The 22,811-nt window shown below is 70.5% G+C and carries 18 protein-coding genes and 1 tRNA gene; 14 read left to right on the forward strand and 5 right to left on the reverse strand.

Annotation, left to right across the window (positions count from 1 at the left end; genetic code table 11):
• Positions 1–71 precede the first annotated feature (71 nt).
• From QIY60_RS17430 to QIY60_RS17455, 6 genes are all read left to right on the forward strand, one after another.
• Entirely contained in the window at positions 72–632 is a 561-nt protein-coding gene (locus QIY60_RS17430) for a YqgE/AlgH family protein (protein ID WP_283143279.1), read from the forward strand.
• 30 nt (positions 633–662) lie between these two features.
• Complete coding sequence (locus tag QIY60_RS17435; RefSeq protein ID WP_283143280.1) at positions 663–953, forward strand: DUF3039 domain-containing protein; 291 nt, start codon at positions 663–665, stop codon at positions 951–953.
• Between the two features lie 190 nt (positions 954–1,143).
• Positions 1,144–2,781 (forward strand): beta-N-acetylhexosaminidase, encoded by a 1,638-nt coding sequence (locus tag QIY60_RS17440; protein WP_283143281.1) that lies wholly within the window; start codon positions 1,144–1,146, stop codon positions 2,779–2,781.
• Positions 2,782–3,063: 282 nt separating this feature from the next.
• Positions 3,064–3,963, forward strand: coding sequence for an FAD binding domain-containing protein (locus QIY60_RS17445; RefSeq protein ID WP_283143282.1), 900 nt, complete (start codon positions 3,064–3,066; stop codon positions 3,961–3,963).
• Positions 3,960–5,747 carry a 2Fe-2S iron-sulfur cluster-binding protein gene (locus tag QIY60_RS17450; RefSeq protein WP_283143283.1) on the forward strand — a complete coding sequence of 596 codons (1,788 nt, stop codon included), beginning with the start codon at positions 3,960–3,962 and terminating at the stop codon, positions 5,745–5,747. The genes QIY60_RS17445 and QIY60_RS17450 overlap by 4 nt, the downstream gene beginning before the upstream one ends.
• Complete coding sequence (locus QIY60_RS17455) at positions 5,744–8,071, forward strand: xanthine dehydrogenase family protein molybdopterin-binding subunit (protein ID WP_283143284.1); 2,328 nt, start codon at positions 5,744–5,746, stop codon at positions 8,069–8,071. Before QIY60_RS17450 ends, QIY60_RS17455 begins: the two co-directional genes overlap by 4 nt.
• Positions 8,072–8,123: 52 nt before the next feature.
• Here the strand turns inward: QIY60_RS17455 and QIY60_RS17460 are convergent, their stop codons facing one another.
• The 4 genes from QIY60_RS17460 to QIY60_RS17475 are packed head-to-tail and all read right to left on the reverse strand — an operon-like array spanning position 8,124 to position 10,977.
• On the reverse strand, positions 8,124–8,660 hold the full coding sequence (locus QIY60_RS17460) for a hypothetical protein (protein ID WP_283143285.1): 537 nt from the start codon (positions 8,658–8,660) through the stop codon (positions 8,124–8,126).
• 2 nt (positions 8,661–8,662) lie between these two features.
• Positions 8,663–9,160: a hypothetical protein gene (locus tag QIY60_RS17465; RefSeq protein WP_283143286.1), complete on the reverse strand. Its 498-nt coding sequence runs from the start codon at positions 9,158–9,160 to the stop codon at positions 8,663–8,665.
• Positions 9,161–9,189: 29 nt separating this feature from the next.
• Complete coding sequence (locus QIY60_RS17470) at positions 9,190–10,488, reverse strand: hypothetical protein (protein ID WP_283143287.1); 1,299 nt, start codon at positions 10,486–10,488, stop codon at positions 9,190–9,192.
• 36 nt (positions 10,489–10,524) lie between these two features.
• A complete protein-coding gene (locus QIY60_RS17475) occupies positions 10,525–10,977 on the reverse strand; it encodes a hypothetical protein (RefSeq protein ID WP_283143288.1) in 453 nt (150 codons plus the stop codon).
• Between the two features lie 344 nt (positions 10,978–11,321).
• Between QIY60_RS17475 and QIY60_RS17480 the strand changes: the two genes are divergently transcribed.
• The 6 genes from QIY60_RS17480 to QIY60_RS17505 all read left to right on the forward strand — a co-directional run bounded on the left by QIY60_RS17480 (position 11,322) and on the right by QIY60_RS17505 (position 18,442).
• On the forward strand, positions 11,322–11,858 hold the full coding sequence (locus QIY60_RS17480; RefSeq protein ID WP_283143289.1) for a hypothetical protein: 537 nt from the start codon (positions 11,322–11,324) through the stop codon (positions 11,856–11,858).
• An 81-nt stretch (positions 11,859–11,939) separates the two neighbouring features.
• Positions 11,940–13,538, forward strand: coding sequence for a hypothetical protein (locus tag QIY60_RS17485; protein WP_283143290.1), 1,599 nt, complete (start codon positions 11,940–11,942; stop codon positions 13,536–13,538).
• 19 nt (positions 13,539–13,557) lie between these two features.
• Positions 13,558–14,784 (forward strand): type VII secretion-associated serine protease mycosin, encoded by a 1,227-nt coding sequence (mycP, locus tag QIY60_RS17490; RefSeq protein WP_283143291.1) that lies wholly within the window; start codon positions 13,558–13,560, stop codon positions 14,782–14,784.
• A gap of 168 nt (positions 14,785–14,952) precedes the next feature.
• Positions 14,953–15,387, forward strand: coding sequence for a hypothetical protein (locus QIY60_RS17495; RefSeq protein WP_283143292.1), 435 nt, complete (start codon positions 14,953–14,955; stop codon positions 15,385–15,387).
• 54 nt (positions 15,388–15,441) lie between these two features.
• The gene (locus QIY60_RS17500; protein ID WP_283143293.1) at positions 15,442–17,772 is read left to right on the forward strand and encodes a hypothetical protein; all 2,331 of its coding nucleotides are present in this window, start codon (positions 15,442–15,444) and stop codon (positions 17,770–17,772) included.
• Positions 17,773–17,794: 22 nt separating this feature from the next.
• The gene (locus tag QIY60_RS17505; protein WP_283143294.1) at positions 17,795–18,442 is read left to right on the forward strand and encodes a hypothetical protein; all 648 of its coding nucleotides are present in this window, start codon (positions 17,795–17,797) and stop codon (positions 18,440–18,442) included.
• A gap of 64 nt (positions 18,443–18,506) precedes the next feature.
• Here the strand turns inward: QIY60_RS17505 and QIY60_RS17510 are convergent.
• Positions 18,507–18,578 (reverse strand) — tRNA-Cys (locus tag QIY60_RS17510).
• Between the two features lie 200 nt (positions 18,579–18,778).
• Between QIY60_RS17510 and QIY60_RS17515 the strand changes: the two genes are divergently transcribed.
• Positions 18,779–20,284 (forward strand): MFS transporter, encoded by a 1,506-nt coding sequence (locus QIY60_RS17515; RefSeq protein WP_283143295.1) that lies wholly within the window; start codon positions 18,779–18,781, stop codon positions 20,282–20,284.
• A 429-nt stretch (positions 20,285–20,713) separates the two neighbouring features.
• The gene (locus tag QIY60_RS17520) at positions 20,714–22,498 is read left to right on the forward strand and encodes a DEAD/DEAH box helicase (RefSeq protein WP_283143296.1); all 1,785 of its coding nucleotides are present in this window, start codon (positions 20,714–20,716) and stop codon (positions 22,496–22,498) included.
• The last annotated feature ends 313 nt before the right edge of the window (positions 22,499–22,811 follow it).

Raw genomic sequence — 22,811 nt, forward strand, 5'->3', positions numbered from 1 at the left:
GTCCGGACCCGGTGCGCCCCATTGCTGCCGTGCGCTCCCCCTCGGAGGCGAAGATGCGGGATCATGTCCGCATGACCGAGGTGTCCTCGCTCACAGGGCGGCTGCTCGTCGCCACTCCCGCCCTCGCGGATCCGAACTTCGACCGCGCGGTGGTGCTGCTCCTCGACCACGACGAGGAGGGCTCGCTCGGTGTGGTCCTCAACCGTCCGACCCCGGTGGGCGTCGGCGACATCCTGGAGCCGTGGGCGTCCCTGGCCGGTGAGCCCGGGGTGGTCTTCCAGGGCGGCCCGGTCTCCCTGGACTCCGCGCTCGGCGTCGCCGTCATCCCGGGCGACGAGGGTCCGCTCGGCTGGCGCCGGGTGTACGGGGCGATAGGGCTGGTCGACCTGGAGGCGCCCCCGGAGCTGCTCGCCGCGGCCCTGGGCTCGCTGCGGATCTTCGCCGGGTACTCGGGCTGGGGCCCGGGCCAGCTGGAGGCCGAGCTGAGCGACGGGGCCTGGTACGTGGTGGAGTCAGAGCCGGGCGACGTCTCGTCCCCGGAGCCGGAGTCCCTGTGGCGGGCGGTGCTGCGCCGCCAGCGCAGCGAACTGGCGATGGTGGCGACGTACCCGGACGACCCTTCGCTGAACTGATGCCGCCGCGCTTCAGTACGCTAGGAACTTATGAGCACTCTTGAGCCCGAGCGCGGGGCAGGTACGGGGACCCTCGTAGAGCCGACGCCGCAGGTGTCGAACGGCGACGGCGACCACGAGCGCTTCGCCCACTACGTCCAGAAGGACAAGATCATGGCGAGCGCGCTCGACGGGACCCCCGTCGTCGCGCTCTGCGGCAAGGTCTGGGTGCCGGGCCGCGACCCGAAGAAGTACCCGGTCTGCCCCATGTGCAAGGAGATCTACGAGTCCATGGGCGCGGGCGGGGACAAGGACAAGGGCAAGGGCGGCAAGGACAAGTAGTCCTCTGCGGGCGCGGTGATTCGTCTGCGGGCCGGTGGGGGCTGGTCGCGCAGTTCCCCGCGCCCCTTAAGTGCCGCTGCGCGGCAATCCCCTGGGCGGCCCGGAGGGGCGCTTTTAGGGGCGCGGGGAACTGCGCGACCAGCCACAGACGGTCCGCAGACGACGTCGAACCGGGGTTACCGTGTGGCGCATGGCCATGACTTCTGCGGACCTCATACCCGCGCCGGTCTCCGTCGACGGCCCCTGGCGCTGTGCCTTCGTCCTCGGCCCGGACACGGCGCTCGCCGCCGGACCCGGCACCGAAGGCGTCGCCCGCTGGCTGCGGTCCACCGTCGGCGCCGCCCTCGGGCGCCCGCTGCCGGAGGGGGAGGCGGGCACCCCGGGCGCCATCGCCCTCCGTATCGACTCCGCCCTCGCTCCCGAGGCGTACCGCCTCAGCGTCACCCAGCGCGTCGAGATCGTCGGCGGCAGTGCCGCAGGCGTCTTCTGGGGCGCGCAGACGCTGCGTCAGCTGCTCGGCCCCGACGCGTACCGCAAGGCGTGTCCGGATCCCGGCGCCTGGCGCGGCATCACGCAGCAGGTGATCGAGGACGCGCCCCGGTTCGCCTGGCGCGGTCTGATGCTGGACGTTTCACGCCACTTCATGCCCAAGGACGGGGTGCTGCGCTACCTCGATCTGCTCGCCGCGCACAAGCTCAACGTCTTCCACTTCCACCTCACCGACGACCAGGGCTGGCGCGTCGAGATCAAGCGCTTCCCGAGGCTGACGGAGGTCGGCGCCTGGCGCTCGCGGACCAAGTACGGCCACCGCGCGTCGGAGTTGTGGGACGAGACGCCGCACGGCGGTTTCTACACCCAGGACGACATCCGCGAGATCGTCGCGTACGCCGCCGAGCGGCATATCTCCGTGGTTCCGGAAATCGACATCCCGGGCCACTCGCAGGCGGCCATCGCCGCATACCCGGAACTGGGCAACACCGACGTCATCGACACGACCCGCCTCTCCGTCTGGGACACCTGGGGCGTCAATCCGAACGTACTCGCCCCCACTGACAACGCCCTCCGCTTCTACGAGGGAGTGCTGGAGGAGATCCTCGAACTCTTCCCCGACGCGACGTCGCCGTTCGTCCACATCGGCGGCGACGAGTGCCCCAAGGACCAGTGGAAGGCGTCCCCGGCCGCCCAGGCCCGCATCAAGGAACTGGGGCTCGCCGGTGAGGACGAGCTCCAGTCGTGGTTCATCCGCCACTTCGACCGCTGGCTGGCCGACCGGGGCCGCCGCCTCATCGGCTGGGACGAGATCCTGGAGGGCGGGCTCGCGCCCGGCGCGGCCGTCTCCTCCTGGCGCGGCTACGCGGGCGGCATCGAGGCCGCGCGGGCGGGCCACGACGTCGTCATGTGCCCCGAGCAGCAGGTCTACTTGGACCACCGGCAGGCACCCGGGCCCGACGAGCCGATGCCCATCGGCTACGTAAGGACCCTGGAGGACGTCTACCGCTTCGAGCCCGTGCCGCCCCAGCTGACCGAGGCCGAGGCGCGGCACGTGCTGGGCACTCAGGCCAATGTCTGGACCGAGGTGATGCAGGACCAGACGCGCGTGGACTACCAGGTGTTCCCCCGGCTCGCGGCGTTCGCGGAGGTGGCGTGGTCGGCGCTGCCCGCCCCCGCCGCGCGCGACTTCGCCGATTTCGAGCGGCGAATGCGCTCGCACTACCCCCGACTTGACGCCCTCGGCGTCGCCTACCGGCCCCCCGGCGGCCCGTTGCCCTGGCAAAAGCGCCCGGGAGTGCTCGGACGCCCGATCGACGGGTCGCCCCCAAACGTGTGAGCCGGGGCGCAAGACGGGGTCCCGCCGCCCGGGACCCTGGAACCGTGATCGGTGGCCGTCCCGCCCCGTCCCGCGCGGATAAGTCGTACAACAACCGTGAATCCGGACCATTCCCCTGGTCGGGGACGGATCTGTCCTTCGCGGACCCTCGCGTCGGGCGGCTCGGAAGATGTGCCAGAGTTGCCACGTCCGGGCTGTGAGCACGTACGGTACGGCCACGCACAGAGGCACACACTGGCGGGACAGTCGGGACGGCCGGGACACCGGGAAGGGGCAGCTGGGTTGACCACGCACGCACCGCAGGCGGCGCAGTCGGTGACACTGCCGGTCTCGCTCGACGAGGCCGTGGCGGCGCTCGCCGCCATGCCCGCCGCCGTGCCCGTCGCGGGCGGCACCGATCTGATGGCGGCGGTGAACCGGGGCCTGCTGCGCCCGGCCGGCCTCGTCGGACTCGGCCGGATCAACGAGATCCGCGGCTGGCAGTACCAGGACGGCCACGCGCTCCTCGGCGCGGGGCTGACGCACGCGCGGATGGGGCGCCCGGACTTCGCGGCGCTCATCCCGGCGCTCGCGGCCGCCGCGCGCGCCGCCGGCCCCCCGCAGATCCGCAACGCGGGCACCCTCGGCGGCAACATCGCCTCGGCCGCGCCCACCGGCGACGCGCTGCCCGTGCTCGCCGCGCTCGAAGCCACCCTGGTCATCGCCGGTCCCGAGGGCGCACGCCGGGAGATCCCGGTCTCGCACCTGCTGGCCGGGCGCGAGATGCTCGCCCCCGCCGAACTCATCGGCCACGTCCGCGTGCCCCTGCTGCACGCCCCCCAGGTCTTCCTCAAGGCGACCGGCCGCACCGGCCCCGGCCGCGCCACCGCCTCGGTCGCCGTCGTCCTGGACCCGGCCCGGCGCGGGGTGCGCTGCGCGGTGGGCGCGATCGCGCCGATGCCGCTGCGGCCCCTGGAGGCCGAGCGCTGGATCGCCTCACTGATCGACTGGGACGGCGAGCGGGCGGCGCTCGCCCCGGAGGCGCTCAACGCCTTCGGCGAGTACGTGGCCGCCGCCTGCATCCCGGACCCGCAACCGGCGGCCGACGGCACGGAGCCCCCCGCGCTGTCGCCCGCCGTACTGCACCTGCGGCGCACGGTCGCCGCGCTGGCCCGACGAGCACTGGGGAGGGCGCTGTCGTGAGCGACAACCACGACGCCGACTACGGCGACAACCGCGCGCGCGGGACGGGCGGCTGGCAGCCGGTCCCGCAGGGCGGCGAGTACGACGACGGCGCGACCGCCTTCGTCCAGCTGCCCGCGGACCTGGACGCGCTGCTCGGCGGCGACCCGCTGGCCGCGCCGGGCCAGGGCTATGTGCCGCCGATGATCGTGCCGTTGACGCCCGCCGCCGCGACCGACCCGGCCGCGACCGGCGCCTGGACGATCCCGGGACCGCTGCCCGAGCCGGACCGGGGCGAGAGCCAGGTGCGGTCGGTGCAGTGGCCCGACGCGTCCGCCGTGCCCGCGCCCCCGCAGCCCGAGCCGGACCCGCTGGGCGACGCGCTGCGGGACCGGCACGCCACCGGCCAGTGGAACTTTTCGGACGACTCCGCGCTGACCGGCCAGTGGACGATTCCGGTCGCCGACGGCGAACTGCCGGACGAATCGGGTGAATTCAGCACCTCCTCGCTCATCGAGCAGTGGGGTACGACGCCTCCGGCGACCCTGCCCGGCGGCGCGCCCGCGCCCTGGGCGACGGAGCAGCCGCAGCCCGAGCCCGAGCCCGCTGTGGAGTCGGAGGCCGCCGACGCGCGCGTGGAGGACTTCGCCGCACAGGCGCACCAGGTGCACCAGGCGGCCGCGGAAGCCCGCCACCAGGCGTCCCTCGACCTCTCGGCGCCCGCCGAGTTCGCCGCCCCGGTGGACGCCCCGGCGCCCGTGGACTTCCCGGCCCCCGCGCCCGTACGCCCGGAGCCGGTCCTGTCGTGGAACCCGCCGGGCCCCGGCGCGACCCTGCCCGGCGGCGCGCCCGCGCCCTGGTCGGCCGCGCTGGCCACGGACGTACGGGAGGAGCCGCGCGAGGACGTGCGGGCCGAGGCGGACGCGACGGACGCGACCGGCGCGGACGCGGCCGATGAGGACCTGCCGGGTGCGGAGGAGGCCGGTGCGCAGGCGCCCGCCCCCGAGCCCGAGCCGCTGCCCGAGCCCGAGCCCGTCCACGCGGTGCAGGCCCAGCCGCTCCCGGAGCCGGAGCCCGCCCCGGAACCCGTACCGGAAGCGGCACCGGACCCCGAGCCCGAGCCCGATCTCGTATCGCCCCCCCTCCCCGCCCCCGAGCCGGAGCCGGTTCTGCCGCCCGCCGCCGACCTGGAGCACCCCCGTGCCTCCTACGTCCTGCGCGTCAACGGCACCGACCGGCCCGTCACCGAGGCGTGGGTCGGTGAGTCGCTGCTCTACGTGCTGCGCGAGCGGCTCGGCCTCGCCGGGGCCAAGGACGGCTGCTCGCAGGGCGAGTGCGGCGCGTGCAACGTGCAGGTCGACGGCCGTCTGGTCGCCTCCTGCCTGGTGCCCGCGGCCACCACCGCAGGATCCGAGGTGCGTACGGTCGAAGGCCTCGCGGTCGACGGCGAACCCTCCGACGTGCAGCGCGCACTCGCCGGGTGCGGGGCCGTGCAGTGCGGCTTCTGCATCCCGGGCATGGCCATGACCGTCCACGACCTGCTCGAAGGCAACCACGCGCCGACCGAGCTGGAGACCCGGCAGGCGCTCTGCGGCAACCTCTGCCGCTGCTCCGGCTACCGGGGCGTGCTCGACGCCGTACGCGAGGTGGTGGCCGGGCGCGAGGCGCAGACGGCCGCCGCGCACGAGCCGTCCGGGCACCCGACGGCCGTGATCGCCGAGGAAGCAGCCCGCATTCCGCATCAGGCAGGGCCCGGCGCGGGCGGCGTCCAGCCCCCGCACACGCACGACGGAGGCATGGCGTGACCAACGACGCAGCCACCGCGACGACCGCGGCGGTCGACGGGGCGGGCACAGGCCCGGAGCAGCCGCCCCTGCCCGGCCACGGGCTCGGCGCCTCGCTCCGCCCCGCCGACGCGCGCGCCAAGGCCGAGGGCACCTTCCCGTACGCCTCCGACCTGTGGGCCGAGGGCCTGCTGTGGGCGGCCGTGCTGCGCTCGCCGCACGCGTCGGCCCGCATCGTCTCGATCGACACCTCGGCGGCGGTCGACATGCCGGGCGTACGGGCCGTGGTGACCCACGCCGACGTGCCCGGGGACGCCGCGCACGGCCGGGGCGTCGCGGACCGCCCGGTCTTCGCCGCCGACGTCGTACGCCACCACGGCGAGCCGATCGCGGCGGTGGCCGCCGACCACCCCGACACGGCCCGCCTGGCGGCGGCGGCGATCGCGGTCGAGTACGAGCTCCTTGAGCCGGTCACCGACCCCGAGAAGGCGTTCGCGGCCGAACCCCTGCACCCCGACGGCAACTTGATCCGCCACATCCCGCTCCAGTACGGCGACCCGGACGTGACCGGCGAGGTCGTGGTGGAGGGCCTGTACCGGATCGGCCGCCAGGACCCGGCCCCGATCGGCGCCGAGGCGGGGCTCGCGGTGCCGCGCCCCGACGGCGGCGTGGAGATCTACACCGCGTCCACCGACCCGCACGCCGACCGCGACCTCGCGGCGGCGTGCTTCGGCCTGGACCCGGAGCGCGTGAAGGTGGTCGTCACCGGCGTCCCCGGCGCCACCGGCGACCGCGAGGACTCCGGCTTCCAGCTCCCGCTGGGCCTGCTCGCGCTGCGGACGGGCTGCCCGGTGAAGCTGACGGCGACCCGCGAGGAGTCGTTCCTGGGCCACGCCCACCGCCACCCGACGCTGCTGCGCTACCGCCACCACGCGGACGCGGAGGGCCGCCTGGTGAAGGTGGAGGCGCAGATCCTGCTGGACGCGGGCGCGTACGCGGAGGCCTCGTCCGAATCCCTGGCGGCGGCGGTGGCCTTCGCCTGCGGTCCGTACGTCGTCCCGCACGCCTTCGTCGAGGGCTGGGCGGTCCGTACGAACAACCCGCCCTCCGGCCACGTCCGGGGCGAGGGCGCGATGCAGGTGTGCGCGGCCTACGAGGGCCAGATGGACAAACTGGCGGCCAAACTGGGCCTGGACCCGGCGGAGCTGCGCCTGCGCAACGTACTGGCGACGGGCGACCTGCTGCCCACCGGCCAGACGGTGACGTGCCCGGCTCCCGTGGCCGAACTCCTCACTTCCGTACGGGACTTCCCCCTCCCGACCCTCCCCAAGGACGACCCCGAGGACGACTGGCTGCTGCCGGGCGGCCCGGAGGGCGCGGGCGAGCCGGGCGCGGTGCGCCGGGGCGTGGGCTACGCGCTGGGCATGGTGCACATGCTGGGCGCCGAGGGCACGGACGAGGTGTCGACGGCCACGGTCAAGGTGCAGGACGGCGTGGCGACGGTGATCTGCGCGGCGGTGGACACGGGCCAGGGCTTCACGACGCTGGCCCGCCAGATCGTCCAGGAGACGCTGGGCATCGAGGAGGTCCACGTGGCCCCGGTCGACACGGACCAGCCCCCCGCGGGCCCGGCGTCGCACGGCCGCCACACATGGGTGTCGGGCGGAGCGGTGGAACGAGCGGCAAAAATGGTCCGCACACAGCTGCTCCAGCCCTTGGCGCACAAATTCGGCATGTCCACGGAGCTGCTCCAGATCGCCGACGGCAAGATCACGTCGTACGACGGAGTCCTCTCCACGACGGTCACCGAGGCGATGGACGGCAAGGAGCTCTGGGCCACGGCCCAGTGCCGCCCGCACCCCACCGAGCCCCTGGACGAGACGGGCCAGGGCGACGCGTTCGTGGGCCTGGCCTTCTGCGCGATCCGCGCGGTGGTGGACGTGGACATCGAACTGGGCTCGGTACGGGTGGTGGAACTGGCGGTCGCCCAGGACGTGGGCCGGGTCCTGAACCCCGGCCAGCTGGCGGCCCGCATCGAGGCGGGCGTGACGCAGGGGGTCGGCGCGGCACTGACGGAGAACCTCCGCACGGCCCGCGGCCTGGTCCGCCACCCCGACCTGACGGGCTACGCCCTCCCCACGGCCCTGGACGCCCCCGACATCCGCATCGTCAAACTGGTCGAGGAGCGCGACGTGGTGGCCCCCTTCGGCGCGAAGGCGGCGAGCGCGGTCCCGGTGGTGACGTCGCCTGCGGCGGTGGCGTCGGCGGTACGGGCGGCTACGGGGCGGCCGGTGAACCGGTTGCCGATTCGGCCTCAGGCTGCGGTGGTGACGGGGACGGTCTGAGGGTCAGAGATGGCCGCAGGGTGCTTCGCGCGCCCCGTGTCTCACCGGCCGGTCACAACTTGGACACTCCCCGCCAGGTCCATCCCGCGCTGAGGATCGCATTCTGCAAGGGATCCCGCATGTTCCGCGAGTCGAAACGGAATTCCTCGACCCGCTGCTTACGGCCGTCAGGTCCCCGCTCGTAGTGCCCACGCCAGGAAACCATGTGGATCCGGGGCCCACGGCCGTGCTTGCGGGACACGATCCGCCCGGGTGGATTTCCGGCCCGCGTCACCTCCCGCAGTTCGTCGCAGACCAGCACCTCGTGTTTTGACGGGTCCAGGCGCATCCGGGTTTTGAGAGTCCGCTCGACTTGTCTACGGGAGAGGCCGGAACCCCAGGCAGGCTCCAGGGCATGCCATTCCGCCACCAGGTCGGCTTTCTCGGCAGGGAGAGCGTTGCGCACCCGGTACGGCTTGTCCGAGCCGTTGATCGCGAGCAGCGCGGCCCGGACCTCCATGGTGGACAGCGATGCGACGCCGCTCTCGGGGTACTTGGTGCCAGTCCGCCAGTCCCGAAACCGGGCCCAACGTTCCTGAAGACCACCCATCGCTATTCCCCCGCCCCAGTGTCCGGGCGAACGGTGCGGATGAAGTCCTGGAAGTCTCCCAGGACTTCGTCGTGCTGGGCCGCGGTGGCGGTCAGAGCAAGTCTGATCACCGCACGCTTGCGCGGATCCTCGACGTCCACGACGGACAGGTACACCTGTGACTGGACGAGGTCGCGGCGCGTTTCTTTGGCGACGGCCGAGAAAGTCACCCGCTGGGTCAGGGCGGGCACGTCTGGGGAGCCGACCTCGCGACGGTCGATCACCACCACCGACTCGGCGCCCTCGCGCAGGCGCTCCACCGACTCGTCAGCCAGCTCGACCAGTGTCGCCTCACCCGGTGGGAACTCACCGTCAATGGTGATGTTGGCGGCGAATCCGGCATCCGGCTGCGGATACACCGCGGCAAAGGCCACTCCGGGGCTGTCCGTCCCCTCAGGGCGGGCCGGGAGCCAGCCCTCGGGCAGCCGGAACTCGATCGGCACAGGGAGTGTCGTGGGCATTTCAGGCCCTCCTTCCAAAGCGAAGTAGATCAGAACCAGTTGCTGACGGTGTGCTTCACGGAGCCGGTGATGCCGCCGACCGCACCGCCCACCGCGTCAGCCGCGCCACCGACGGCTTTGCCGAACTTATGCGGATCGAAGGTGATCTCGACTCCCCCTCCCGCGCCCACGACGTCGGAAATGAATGCGTCACCGCCGAGGTGCCACGCGCCGTTCTCGTCCTTCTTAACGCCCCACCATGCCTCCGCGCCGACGCCGGCGCCCGCCTCGGCCGTCCCGCCGATGCCGATCCCGGCGAACTCCACACCCCCGGCAACGCTGCCCTTCCTTCCGGCGAACGCCTTCGCGCCGACCGTCACCTCGTCCTTGGTCGCTTTGGCGTTGAATCCGACCTCGGCACCAGCGAACCCCTCGGCCCGCCCGTAGACGCCACCGAGATCCCCGTATTCCGCTCGCCCCTCCGCCAAGGCCCGCATCCCGGCGGACGCCTCGGCCTTGCTGACGACGCCCTTGTTGCTGAATCCGTAGTTCGCGGTGGCTCTGGCTCCCCCGTAGATGTCGGCTATCCCGGAAAGCTTCCACTCTCCGTTGGCCAGTGATCCCTTCGCGGTCGCATGGCCGAGGTCGGCATACGCCTTGGCCGAGCCTTCCTTGCCGTACTTGGGGCCGGAGGCGGAAGCGCCGACCCCGGGCCCGGTCGCCGTGGCCTTGCCGTCGGCGGTCCACCCGTCGGTTCTCGTGCCGGTCTGGGATGTCTTCGCAGCCCCGGCCTTTGCCAGGTCGCCCTCGGCGTGCCCGTTGAAGCCGTTCAGGGTGCCGTCGCTGAAGTCGGTGTCGACCACTGCGGCCTCCAGGGCTGCCTTCAGCGCCTGGTCCGCCTCGTCGACGGCCACGACGGCGTCGTCGATGTGCTTGGTCCACGACGCTTCGATGGTCTTCGAATCCGGGTCGTGGCGGATGGCGTTGGCCTCGGCCGTGGAGAGCTTGCTGAAGTCGATGCCGGCGACACCGGCATCGGAGACCTTCATCCCGGCGTCGATGGCGTCCTGGCGGGCGTGCTCGACTTTCTTCTTCAGGTCGATGAAGTGGGCGTACGCGTCGCGCAGCAGGGAGGCGATGGCCTTGGCCTCCACCTGGGCCGAGGCGTACTCGTGGCGGGTCGTGGCGAAGTTCGGCCGCGAGTACAGAGAGGCCTGCCCGGTCCAGGTGCCGTCCAGGCTGACGTTCTGGATCCGGTCCCGGTAGCGGTCCTCCAGCTTCTTGAGCTCGCCCGCCATCTCGTCCCACTTGTCGGCAGCGGTGTTCAGCTGCGAGAAGTCGACCTTCATGACCATTTTGTACGTCAGCAACGTGTCCCCGTGACGTCAGTTGTGAGGTGTCTGCGGCGGCTTGGAGAGCTGGTACAGCCGGGACAGCCCACCCATCCGGTCGCCGACAGCCTGGTCGTTCGTGACGAAGAGGCTGTTGGTGCCGCGCAGCGCGGCTTTCTCCGCGGCCAGCCGCCCCATCAGGGCTTCGGCCTGGTTCCCCCAGGTCTCCTGGGCCTTGTTCAGCCCGGCGGCGGTGGCCCAGCCGTCGAAGGTCTTCGCGGCGGTGCCCGTGGTCTCCTCGGCCCAGCCACCGGCCTTCTTCGTGCCCGGCTCGAAATCGGTCTCGATGTCGTTCGCCGCGGCTTTCTTCCGCGCGGAACTGGAGTTCAGGTCCTTGTCGCCGCCCCCGCCACCGCCCAGCGGCCCGTCGTCCGCCTTGTTCAGCCGCGTACTCGCCGACTCCTGAGCAGCCGCTTTGCCGGCCGCCCACTCCTCGTCGAACCCCACTGCCCCTCCCCGCCCGCCTTCACCTGTGAACGACCCTAACGAGGGCGCGGTGGGCCTACACAAGCGCAAATCAGTGCGCGGCCGAAAAACGTACAGCCGCGCATAACACCGGGGCCGCGGCGCACGCAAGAGCCCGATGGCTCAGGCGGTCCGGGAAACCGGCCTCGTTCGCTACCGAGCGGTGTCGAGTGAAGGCGCGATCCCGCCAACAGGCGTGCGGACAGGGATGATTCGCGGCCACGCGCGCGCGGGATGCCCCTGGTCCGGGAACCGGGGGAAGGGTGCGACTGTCATTGCTGCTGACTACAGTGAAGCTCGTAGCTGTGGGAAACGGGGAGGCGACTGTGGCGCAGGACGGCGGCGGGGACGTGGGGCCCGGGGTGAACGCGCTGGCACCGGTGCTCGGGATGATGCCGGGCATCGGCGCGGCGGCCGGTGCCGCTGTCGTGGCGGCGGCCGACCTCGCGCGCGAGGCCGAGTCGATGCTCACCTTCAAGAAGCGGGTCGACGCGCTGCTCACCAAGCTCAACGACTCGGAGGCGGCGTCCACCAAGATCGACGCGGACCGCCTGGCCAAGTCCGAGCTGGGCCCGGAGGACTTGAAGGAGAGCGCGTTCCTGTACGGCGTGTACGAGGTCGTCCACGACCAGATCGGCCAGCTCTCCAAGGCCCTCGGCATGCAGATCGAGGGCCTGTGCATCGCGGTCCTGGCGGCGGAGAACGGCTACGACGGCGTGGACGCGGACGTACGGGACCGGATGCGGGCGATCAGCGGGGAACTGCACCGGCAGCAGGAGCTGTACGGGGCGGACGCGCCCGGTACCGCTGGTGCGCCTGCGCCGAAGGCGCCGGACAAGGGTGCGACGGGCGGGTCGATCTGATGGGGGTCGACGCGACGGGGGTCGATGTGACGGAGGCCGGCCCCACGGGGCGTGGATTCCAGGGGATGGCGGTGCGGCGACATGGCTGAGAACAAGGGACCGGGGCCGGGGCAGCAGCGGGGGCAGGGGGCGCCGAAGGTCCCGCCGGTGGAGCGGACGGACTTTGAGCAGAAGTCGCACCAGGAGCTCTGGGCCATGGTCCAGGGCATGAAGGGCGACTCGGCCTCCCACCTCGCCAAGAAGCTCGCCGACGCGGCCAAGACGATCACCGAGATCGGTGACGACCTGAAGACCCACATGAGCCGCGTCGTCTGGACGGGCGAGGGCGCGAAGGCGTTCACCGACTGGGGCCACGACGCGGCGATGGCCACGCTGGGCCTGGGCGCGTACAGCAACGCCGCGTCGACCAACCTCGACGCCGTCTCGAACGCCATCGCCCAGGTCAAGTCCTCGGTCCCGGTGTACGACCCCGCCCTCAAGAAGGAGGCGGTGGACACCCAGCAGCTGTACGTCGCCGCCCACCACGACCCCGACGGCCAGAAGGACGCCCGCGACGCCTCGGCCAAGCTGACCGGCCTCAACGAGAAGATGGAGGGGCAGCGGCAGGAGGCGGTACGGGAGCTGAAGCGGCTCGCTGACGCGTACGTCCACTCGGGGGAGCAGATAGCTGCGCTGCGGCCGCCGGTGTTCCCGCCGCCGCCGGCGGTGTTTGTGCCGGAGGACGACGGCCGTCACGGGATGACGTATGTGGGTGGCAGCCAGCCGTCGTCGAATCGGAGCGGCAGGTCTTCTGCCACGCAGACCGGCGGGCACTCCTCCAACGCCTCGGCGACGCCAGGTGGTACCACTGGGGTCACAGGGGTACCACATGCCGTCACACCGGCCGGGGTGTCGCCAACCCCCCTGCACGATCGGGCTGCTGGTACGTCAATCGACAGTGTCAACACACTGCCGCCTCCCACTCATGTCACTCCCACCGGCCCGACCATCACCCCCACCACGCCGCCTGTCGGCAGGCCGGACATCGGACCGATGCCACCCGTCGGGATCGTCCCGCCCACGTTCACCGGAGGCGGGAAGAACGGGGTGCCGGAGCCCGGCGTCCTGGGCGGACGGCAGGCGACAGGCGGCCTCCGTGGTCCCGGCCTCCCTGGGCGCGTGGGCGGCCTGCCTCCGAGCGCGCTGCCGCGAGAACCCGGCATCGTCGGCGGCCGTCCTCTACCGCCCGGCGAGGGACGGCCGACGAGCGGCATCCCCCGGGGCACCGTCGTCGGCGACGAGGGTCGTCAGGGCCTTAGAGGCACTCAGGGCATGCAGGGCCGTCCGCCGATGGCCCATGGTCCAGGCGGCCACCTGGGCGGCGGTGGAAGCCGGGGTGGCTTCTCCGGCGGACGCCGGCTGGCGGGCGAGCCCGGCGGCATCGTCGGCGGTCGTCCGACCGAGCCGGGTGCCCGGAGCGGTCGCCCGTTCACGGAGGGCGGTTCGGGTCTCGTACGCAACGGCACTGGCGAAGGCAACCCGCGAGCCGGGCAGACCGGTCGAGGGATGGTTCCGCCTGGTATGCACGGCCCCGCAGCCCGCCGGGACGAGCGCGAAGGCGAGCGCCCGGACTACCTCACCGAGGACGAGGAGACCTGGCAGCAGAGCGACCGTCGTATCGTGCCGCCTGTAATCGACTGAGCCTCTACGAAGGAAGCGCATGCCTACCAGCAGCCATCGGGTAATGAGGTACGGCCGTGCCGTGTCCCTCCTCATGGGGGCGCTGCTGGTGGGCGTTGCCACGACGCCCGCGCATGCGGATACGGTCCGCGAGCGGCAGTGGCATCTCGATGCCATGCAGGCCGAAGAGATGTGGAAGACCAGCACGGGCAAGGGGATCACCGTCGCGGTCATCGACAGCGGCGTCGATGACACTTTGCCCGATCTCCAAGGTCAGGTGCTGCCCGGGTTCGACCTCTCCAAGCAGCAGGGGGACGCCCACACCGACTACAAGGGGCACGGAACCGCCATGGCCTCCTTGATCGCCGGCACCGGCAAGAGGCCGGGAGGGAACGGAGCCTACGGTTTGGCGCCCGGCGTGAAAATTCTCCCGATTCGCATGCCGCCGTCGGACGAAGGGTCGAAGCTCAGGGATGTCGCCAAGTTCGTCCAGAAGTTGAGCGAAGCCATTCGCTCCGCAGCGGATCACGGCGCCAAGGTGATCAATATTTCGATGGGCGCGGAGGAAGGGTCGGACGAGCTCACCAACGCAGTGAAGTACGCCTCGAACAAGGGGGCCTTGGTCTTTGCCTCCGTTGGTAACAGCGGGGACAAGGGCAATCGCGTTGAATACCCTGGCGCAACTCCCGGCGTAGTAGGCGTAGCGGCCGTAGACAAGAAGATCGAGGCAACCAAGGAGTCCGAGCACGGCCCGCAGGTCGATCTCGCCGCCCCCGGCGACGAGATGACGGAGGCCTGCGGCGGCGGCACCCAGATCTGTCTGAGCCACGGCACAAGCGACGCCACCGCCCTCGCCTCCGCCTCCGCCGCCCTGATCTGGTCCAAATACCCCCAGTGGACCAACAACCAGGTCCTCCGAGTCATGCTCAACACAGCCGGCGGCCCCCGCAACGGCGAGAAGCGCACGGACTACATCGGCTACGGAGTCGTCCGCCCCCGTATCGCCCTGACGAACCCCGGCGACCCCGGCCCGGCGAACGAGTACCCGCTCCCCGACCTGGCCGCGACCAACGCCAACTCTCCTTCCCCCAAGGCGCCTTCGAACACCACCGCCACTCCCAAGCCCACAGCCCCGGAAACGGCATCCGGCGACAACGGCGACAGCGGCGGCAACACAGGCCTGTGGATCGGCCTGGGAGCGGTGGCCGTCGTCGGCGCGGCAGTGGCCGTACCGCTCGTACGGTCGCGGCGCCGGCGCACCACATAGAACGAGACGCCGACCCGTCAACCCACCCGCCCCATCCCAGCCATTCAGGGGGGATGAAACGGCCACGTAACCCCATAGCCGGACCATGTGCTGGCGCGAAGAGCGCGACGTCCGTACGTTTTGGAAACGGTAAAGAGTCGTCCGGGGGCGTACGGGGGCGGGATCCGCATGTCGTTCGAGGAAGAGTGGCGCCAGGCGCACGCCAGCGCCGCCGCCAACGTGGCCATGCGGCTGAACCGCGCCGACAACGGGCCGAGCGGGACGAACGGCCCCGGCGCAGCCGACCTCAGCGTTCGGCGCGACGATCTCGGCGTGGTCGGCGGGGACGCCTTCAAGCTCCACGACGGGCTGAAGCGCGACGGCAATCACGCACGCGAATCCACCGGCGCCGCCGCGACCGCGCTCAGCGCCCGCAACTTCACCAGTGGCGGCGAGCTGGCGAAGGTCCGCGCCAAGTGGGACACCCAGCTGCGCACCCTCAGCGACGCCTGCGCGCAGATCTCCAACCACCTCGACTACTCGATGGCCGCCCACGCCAAGGACGACGAGCGCATTGGGGGCGAGCTGATCGCGGTGTCGCGGATCGACGAGTACCTGAAGTAGGCGACAGGCAGAGCGACTTCGAGACTTCGAGCCACCCAAGGTCGGTATCAGAACATGCTCACGTACGACGACGTGGTGAACGCGCCGCTCGACAAGCTGAAGACGGCGGTCGACGACTGGTCGGACATGGTCGCCAAGCTCAAGACCCTCGCCGAAGAGGCCCGCAAGGGGATGAAGGCCCACGCGGACGCGGCCGACTGGGCCGGGGTGAACGCGGGTGTGACCAGGGCGTTCATCGGCAAGACGGCCAAGGAGTTCGAGGACGCGGCGGCGGAGGCGAAGGGGATCCACGCGGTCCTGAACGACGGGTACGCGGCGTTCAAGCGGGCGAAGGACGAGTTACAGAAGATCGTCGACGGTTCGGAGAAGTCCGGCATCGTCGTCGACTCCCACGGCAAGGTCACCGCCCGCTACTCCCTCTCCGGCGACTACACCGCCCGCCACGACCCGGACTTCTCCCTCGAACTCAAGAAGCAGAACGACAACCTCGCGGAGTGGCAGCGGCGGGTCGAGGCGCTGGTCGAGGAGTGTGGCGACGCGGACGAGGCGTTGCGGCTGGCGCTGGCGGCGAACGTCACGGACGACAACAACTTCACCGCGCCCCGGTTCTCCAGCCTGGCCGCGGAGGAAGCGCAGCGGGCCGTCGACCTCGCCTCCAAGGGGCGGGCCATCACCCACACCGAACTCAACAAGCTCAATGAGTTGTTGCGGGACAATCACGGGTCGGCGGAGTTCGCCACGACGTTCTACGCGAAGCTCGGCCCGAAGGGCGCGCTGGAATTCTTCGGGCAGTTGTCGACCGATACGTACGACTACGCGAAGGTGGACAAGGAGCGGCTCAAGGACGTCCAGGATCTGCAGAAGAACCTCGGACTCAATCTGGCCACCGCGACCGATCCCGACAACAAGTGGCATCTGCCGGACAGTTGGGGCGGCGAGCTGCGGAAGCTCGGTACCGAGCGCATTCCGCTCGCGAAGTACGACACCAATCCGCCGTACGGGTATCAGCTGCTCGGCGGGATCATGCGGTACGGGAACTACGACCCCAAGTTCCTCAATCCGATCGCCGAGCATGTGGTTCAGCTGCACCAGAAGAACCCGTACCTGTTCGCGGACACGAAGCCGGTCGGGGGCTGGCAGAAGAACCCGTTCAACCCGTCCGGGGTGAACGGTTCCGGCTACGACCCGGTGACGTCCATGCTGGAGGCTCTCGGCCACAGCCCGGAGGCGTCGAAGCAGTTCTTCTCGGCCGATCCGACCGCGTACAACGAGGACGGGACGGTCAGGAGCGGAGTGGCGGATTTGGGGAAGGATAAGTCCGGCGATCCGATCGACAAATATCTCGAGTACTTCGGCAGCGAGGGCTACAAGTCGTTTCCCGACACCGATGGGTACGATCCGAGTGAAGCCAAGAAGTCTGCGGCCTATACGACGGATGCGTTCGGGCATGCATTGGAGTCGGCGACACTTGGCCATGCCTGGGACGACCCTCGCCCAGAGCTGCACCGGGACGAGACCTCGGCCGAGATCATGGCCGATGTCGTCTCGAAGTACGGGGGAGACGCGAAACTACTCAAACACCAGGAAGTGTTGGCGGACAGTCTGGGCAATATGGCTGCGGGGTATGTCGACGATATCAACTGGGCGTTTGAGGAAAACGACCACAAGAGCGTCTTCGCGCCCTCCAAGTCACCAGATGCCCACGCTAAGTTCGGACGGGATGCCGCTCGGGCATTCTTGAGCACGCTGGGACAGCACCCTGATGCGTACGCCACGGTTTCGACCGCAGAGCGGCTCTACACCACCAGCGTGCTGGAGACCCAAGTGGGGGCGGACGGCAGGGTCGACCATGGTGGGGCACGCGCTGCGGTCAGTACGGGGGCCGAGGTGCAGGGCATGCTCGACCAGTCGCGAGCCGACCAGGTCGAAGCGGAAGGAAACAAGAAGTTCGAGGAGTACGAGAAGGCGCACGCGAAGCGCTCTGCCTGGGTGGGGTTTGGTGCGACTTCGGCAATTGCCGCAGGCGTTGCCTTCCTCCCGGCGTCCGCTGCGGCAGCGGGAGCTGCGGCTATCGCTGTTCCGCTTGCTGTCGACGCGGGTAGCGGTGCGCTGGAGCAGCTTGCGGGGCAGGTTGTGGGCGACTGGTCTGACAAATCTGTGGAAGGTCAGAAAGAGAAGATCGAAGGGGACATCAGAGACAACAAGACCAAGGTGTATCGGGCGGGAGAACACAGCGCTCAGGCGCCGCTGGACCACTTTTGCGAGAGGTATGGCATTGATCGCAACAGTGAATTCGGCCGAGATTTGCAAGATTCCCTCAAAATCGGTTACCTCACGGGCAACAGCAAGGAGGATCAGCAGGGAAACGACCCCGAGACCGGTTGATCCGAGCAGGCAGGTGAGAGGTGTGGGCGGGCTGATGAGGTCGCGCTTTGCGATGTTGTCGATAGTCCTCGGTTTTACGCTGTCTGCGTGTGGCGGAGACGGAGCAGATGAGCCCCTGGATGCGACACGTGTATGTGGCGAGTTGTTCTCGGGCCAGGCGGCGAAATCCCTGGAGAAGTTGACCGGTGCGACCGCTTTTGAGCATACGGTTACTGACGGGCTGTCGAAGACGGAGCAATTCTTGAAGTCCGACTACCGCAAGCGCCTGAACTGGTCGCGTTCCTCCTCCACGCTCTGTGTGGTGGCTCGAGAGGGGGGCGGGCATTCAATCCGGATGAACTTCGATGTCTACGCCCCCTGGGACGTGACGGACGAGCACCACCCGATGGGTGTTGAAGCGTATCGAGTGGGAAAGAAGGCCTGGGCAGGAGTCACTCGCTCGGATGTGTACTTCGAATGTGTGAGCACGAAGTTGGAGGGATCTTCGGCACGGCCTCTTCGCGTCCACGCGTCGATACGAATGTCCAAGGCCAGGACTCCCGACTCGCGGGAATACCGCGAGGCCTACCTCACTGTGTTGCACTCGGCTTCACTCAAACTCGCCAAGAAGATGGAGTGCGAGAACTCCGGTGGGTTGCCGGATCCGCTGGTTCTGCAGCCAGTTGCATGAGGCTTTGAACGGACAGAGCGGGCGCCCCCGCGTCGTTGGGGCGCCCGCTCTTGGGTGTTTCTTGAGGCCGTGACCGGAATCGAACCGGCGTAACTCGCTTTGCAGGCGAGCCCCTCAGCCACTCGGGCACACGGCCGTGTGGTGACTTCTTTGACCGTAGGGGGTGGGGAGGGCGGGAGGAAGGGGAAGCCGGGGGGTGCAATGGGACTGCCATGTTGTGTTCATGTGGGGTGGGACGGGACCGGTGTGGGGCCTGAGGTGTACGACCAAAAGCTGAGGTGGGGGCCCATCTCTGGACAGGGGTCAAAGGTGGTGTAGGCCCTTACTGTGGGCTCCATGAGTGCCCTGGAGTCCGCCGATGCGGATGTCACCCCGTCCGCAGCCCCCATCGACGTGCCCGCCGAACCAGGCGGCAGCCCCGGCATTCTCGGCAAAACCCACCGCGCGCTCAGCATCGGCACCATCGCCGTCGTCCTCCTCATCGCCTTCGAGGCGACCGCCGTCGGGACCGCCATGCCGGTCGCGGCGCGGGAGCTCGACGGGGTGTCGCTGTACGCGTTCGCCTTCTCCTCGTACTTCACGACCAGCCTGTTCGGGATGGTCGTCGCCGGGCAGTGGGCGGATCGGCGGGGGCCGCTGGGGGCGCTCGCGGTGGGGATATCGGCGTTCGGGGCGGGGCTGCTGCTGTCCGGTACGGCGGTGAACATGTGGACGTTCATCGCCGGGCGCGCCGTGCAGGGGCTCGGGGGCGGGCTGGTCATCGTGGCGCTGTACGTCGTCGTCGGGCGCGCCTACCCGGAGCCGATGCGGCCCGCGATCATGGCGGCGTTCGCGGCGAGCTGGGTGGTGCCGTCGGTGGTCGGGCCGCTGGCGGCGGGGACCATCACCGAGCACCTCGGGTGGCGGTGGGTGTTCGTGGGGATCCCGGCGCTCGTCGTCTTTCCGCTGGCGCTCGCGCTACCCGCGATACGGAGGATGGCTTCCGGGCCCGCCGACCCCTCGGCGCCGGTGGAGGCGTTCGACCGGCGGCGGATCCGGCTGGCGCTGATGATCTCGCTGGGGGCGGGGCTGCTCCAGTACGCCGGGCAGGACCTGCGGTGGCTGTCGCTGCTGCCGGCGGCCGTGGGCTTCGCCCTGCTGGTGCCCGCCGTCGCGGGGCGGCGCGGGCTGCTGCCGCCCGGGACGTACCGGGCGGCGCGCGGGCTGCCGTCCGTGGTGCTGCTGCGGGGGATCGCGGCGGGGTCGTTCATCGCGGCGGAGTCGTTCGTACCGCTGATGCTGGTGACGCAGCGGGGGCTGTCGCCGACGATGGCCGGATTCTCGCTGGCGGCGGGCGGGGCGACGTGGGCGCTCGGGTCGTACGTGCAGGCGCGGCCGTGGGCCGAGCCGTACCGGGAGCGGCTGATGGTGCTGGGGATGATCATGGTCGCGGCGGCCATCGCGGCGGCGCCGAGCGTGCTGATCTCCTGGGTGCCGGTGTGGGTGGTGGCGGTCGCCTGGGGCGTGGGGTGCTTCGGGATGGGCATGGTCATCGCCTCGACGAGCGTGCTGCTGCTGAAGCTTTCGGCGCCGGAGGAGGCGGGGGCGAACTCGGCGGCCCTCCAGATCTCGGACGGGCTGTCGAACGTGCTGCTGCTCGCGGGGGGTGGGGCGGCGTTCGCGGCGCTGGGGGGTGGGGGTGTGGGGGCCGCGCATGACGCGGTGGCGGCGGGCGCGTCTTCCTCGCATCCGGGGGCCTTCGCGGCGGTGTTCCTGCCGATGGCGGGGGTTGCGGTGGTGGGGGCTTGGGTGGGGGGTGCGGCTGGGGGAGCGGTGAGTTGCCCCTCCCCGCCCCTTCCCTGAACCCTCCGGGGGTGGGTGGGCTACCGGGGGGCTTCGCCCCCCGGGCCCCGTTCGTCTGCGGACCGTGCTGGGTTGCTCGCGCAGTTCCCCGCGCCCCTAGAAGCGCCCCTCCGGGGCGCCCCCGGGGATGCCGCGCAGCGGCATTTAAGGGGCGCGGGGAACTGCGCGACCAGCCCCCACCGGTCCGCAGACGACGACCCCAGCCGCCCGGCTGAGGGCTTTAGGGAAGGGGCGGGGTGGGGAGCCCCCCACCCCTGTGAACCCGCTCACCCCCCACCCCCCACCCGCCCCGTTGACCCCGGATCGCCCCCGCCCCACCGGTAAGGTGGCCCGGTTGTCGTACGTACGTGACCGTGACCCCGACCACGAGCGCTGAGCCAGCATCGCCACGCGCCCGCGCCGCCGCCCCGACCGCACGAACCGGAGACCGTGACTACTACCGCCTCCCACCACCTCTCACCCGCCTTTCCCGGCCGTGCCCCGTGGGGTACCGCCAACAAGCTGCGTGCCTGGCAGCAGGGGGCGCTGGAGAAGTACGTCCAGGAGCAGCCGCGCGACTTCCTCGCCGTCGCCACGCCCGGCGCCGGCAAGACGACGTTCGCGCTGACGCTCGCGTCGTGGCTGCTGCACCACCACGTCGTGCAGCAGATCACCGTCGTCGCGCCGACCGAGCACCTGAAGAAGCAGTGGGCGGAGGCCGCCGCGCGGATCGGTATACGGCTGGATCCGGACTACAGCGCGGGGCCGCTGAGCAAGGAGTACCACGGGGTCGCCGTGACGTACGCCGGTGTCGGCGTCCGGCCCATGCTCCACCGCAACCGGTGCGAGCAGCGCAAGACCCTCGTCATCCTGGACGAGATCCACCACGCGGGAGACTCGAAGTCCTGGGGTGAGGCCTGCCTCGAAGCCTTCGATCCCGCCACCCGGCGCCTCGCCCTCACCGGCACCCCCTTCCGGTCCGACACCAATCCCATCCCCTTCGTCACGTATGAAGAAGGCAATGACGGGATTCGGCGGTCTTCCGCCGACTACACCTACGGATACGGGAACGCCCTCGGCGACGGCGTCGTGCGGCCCGTCATCTTCCTCTCGTACAGCGGCAACATGCGCTGGCGCACCAAGGCCGGGGACGAGATCGAGGCGCGGCTCGGGGAGCCCCTCACCAAGGACGCCATCTCGCAGGCCTGGCGCACCGCGCTCGACCCGCGCGGCGACTGGATGCCGAACGTGCTGCGCGCCGCCGACCAGCGGCTGACCGAGGTCCGCAAGGGCATCCCGGACGCCGGTGCCCTCGTCATCGCCTCCGACCAGGACTCCGCCCGCGCCTACGCCAAGCTCATTCGGGAGATCACCGGCCGTAAAGCGACCGTTGTTCTCTCCGACGACAACGGCGCCTCCAAGAAGATCGACGAGTTCAGTGAGAGCGACGATCGGTGGATGGTCGCCGTTCGTATGGTGTCCGAAGGCGTTGATGTGCCCCGGCTCGCCGTCGGCGTCTACGCCACCACCATCTCCACCCCCCTCTTCTTCGCCCAGGCCGTCGGCCGTTTCGTACGGTCGCGGCGGCGCGGCGAGACCGCCTCCGTGTTCGTGCCGACCATCCCGACCCTGCTGAGCTTCGCCTCCGAGATGGAGGTCGAGCGCGACCACGTGCTCGACAAGCCCAAGAAGGACGGCGAGGAGGACCCGTACGCCGAGGAGGACAAGCTCCTCGCCGAGGCCGAGAAGCAGCAGGACGAGGACACCGGGGAGCAGGACATGCTTCCCTTCGAGGCCCTGGAGTCCGACGCCGTCTTCGACCGGGTGCTGTACGACGGCGCCGAGTTCGGCATGCAGGCGCACCCGGGGAGCGAGGAGGAGCAGGACTACCTCGGTATCCCGGGACTGCTCGAACCCGATCAGGTGCAGCTGCTGCTCCAGAAGCGGCAGGCCCGGCAGATCGCGCACAGCCGGCAGAAGCCCGCCGAGCAGGCCGACCTCCTTGAGATGCCCGCCGAGCGGCGGCCCGTCGTCTCCCACAAGGAGCTGCTTGAGCTGCGCAAGCAGCTGAACACGATGGTCGGCGCGTACGTCCATCAGAGCGGGAAGCCGCACGGCGTCATCCACACCGAGCTGCGGCGGGTGTGCGGCGGCCCGCCGAGCGCCGAGGCGACCGCCGGGCAGATCCGGGAGCGGATCAAGAAGGTGCAGGAGTGGGCCACTCGGATGAAGTGAGGCCCATCAACCTCGTGTTCGCGTACGGAAGTTGAGCCTCCGTACGCCCTCGGCGGGGCCCGGGTGCGACGGCGGGCCCCGCCTTCTCCCGTGGGGACGGGATGCGGCGGCGAGGGCCGTCCCCCACGGACGCCCCTCGCACACCGCAACAGTAATGGGAAAGCAAAGTCGCCCGCGGCGACCAAGGTCCCGGGCACCCTGGACTTAGGTCCTGAACCAGGAGCAATGCCCCGGGTCGTCAACGTGCGCGCCCGGATTCTGGACGAGGGCTTCCGCTGAGCGGGACCGATCGCTACTGTCCCGCCATGCAAAC

The sequence above is a fragment of the Streptomyces sp. BPTC-684 genome (assembly GCF_030028635.1).
Classification (GTDB): domain Bacteria; phylum Actinomycetota; class Actinomycetes; order Streptomycetales; family Streptomycetaceae; genus Streptomyces; species Streptomyces noboritoensis.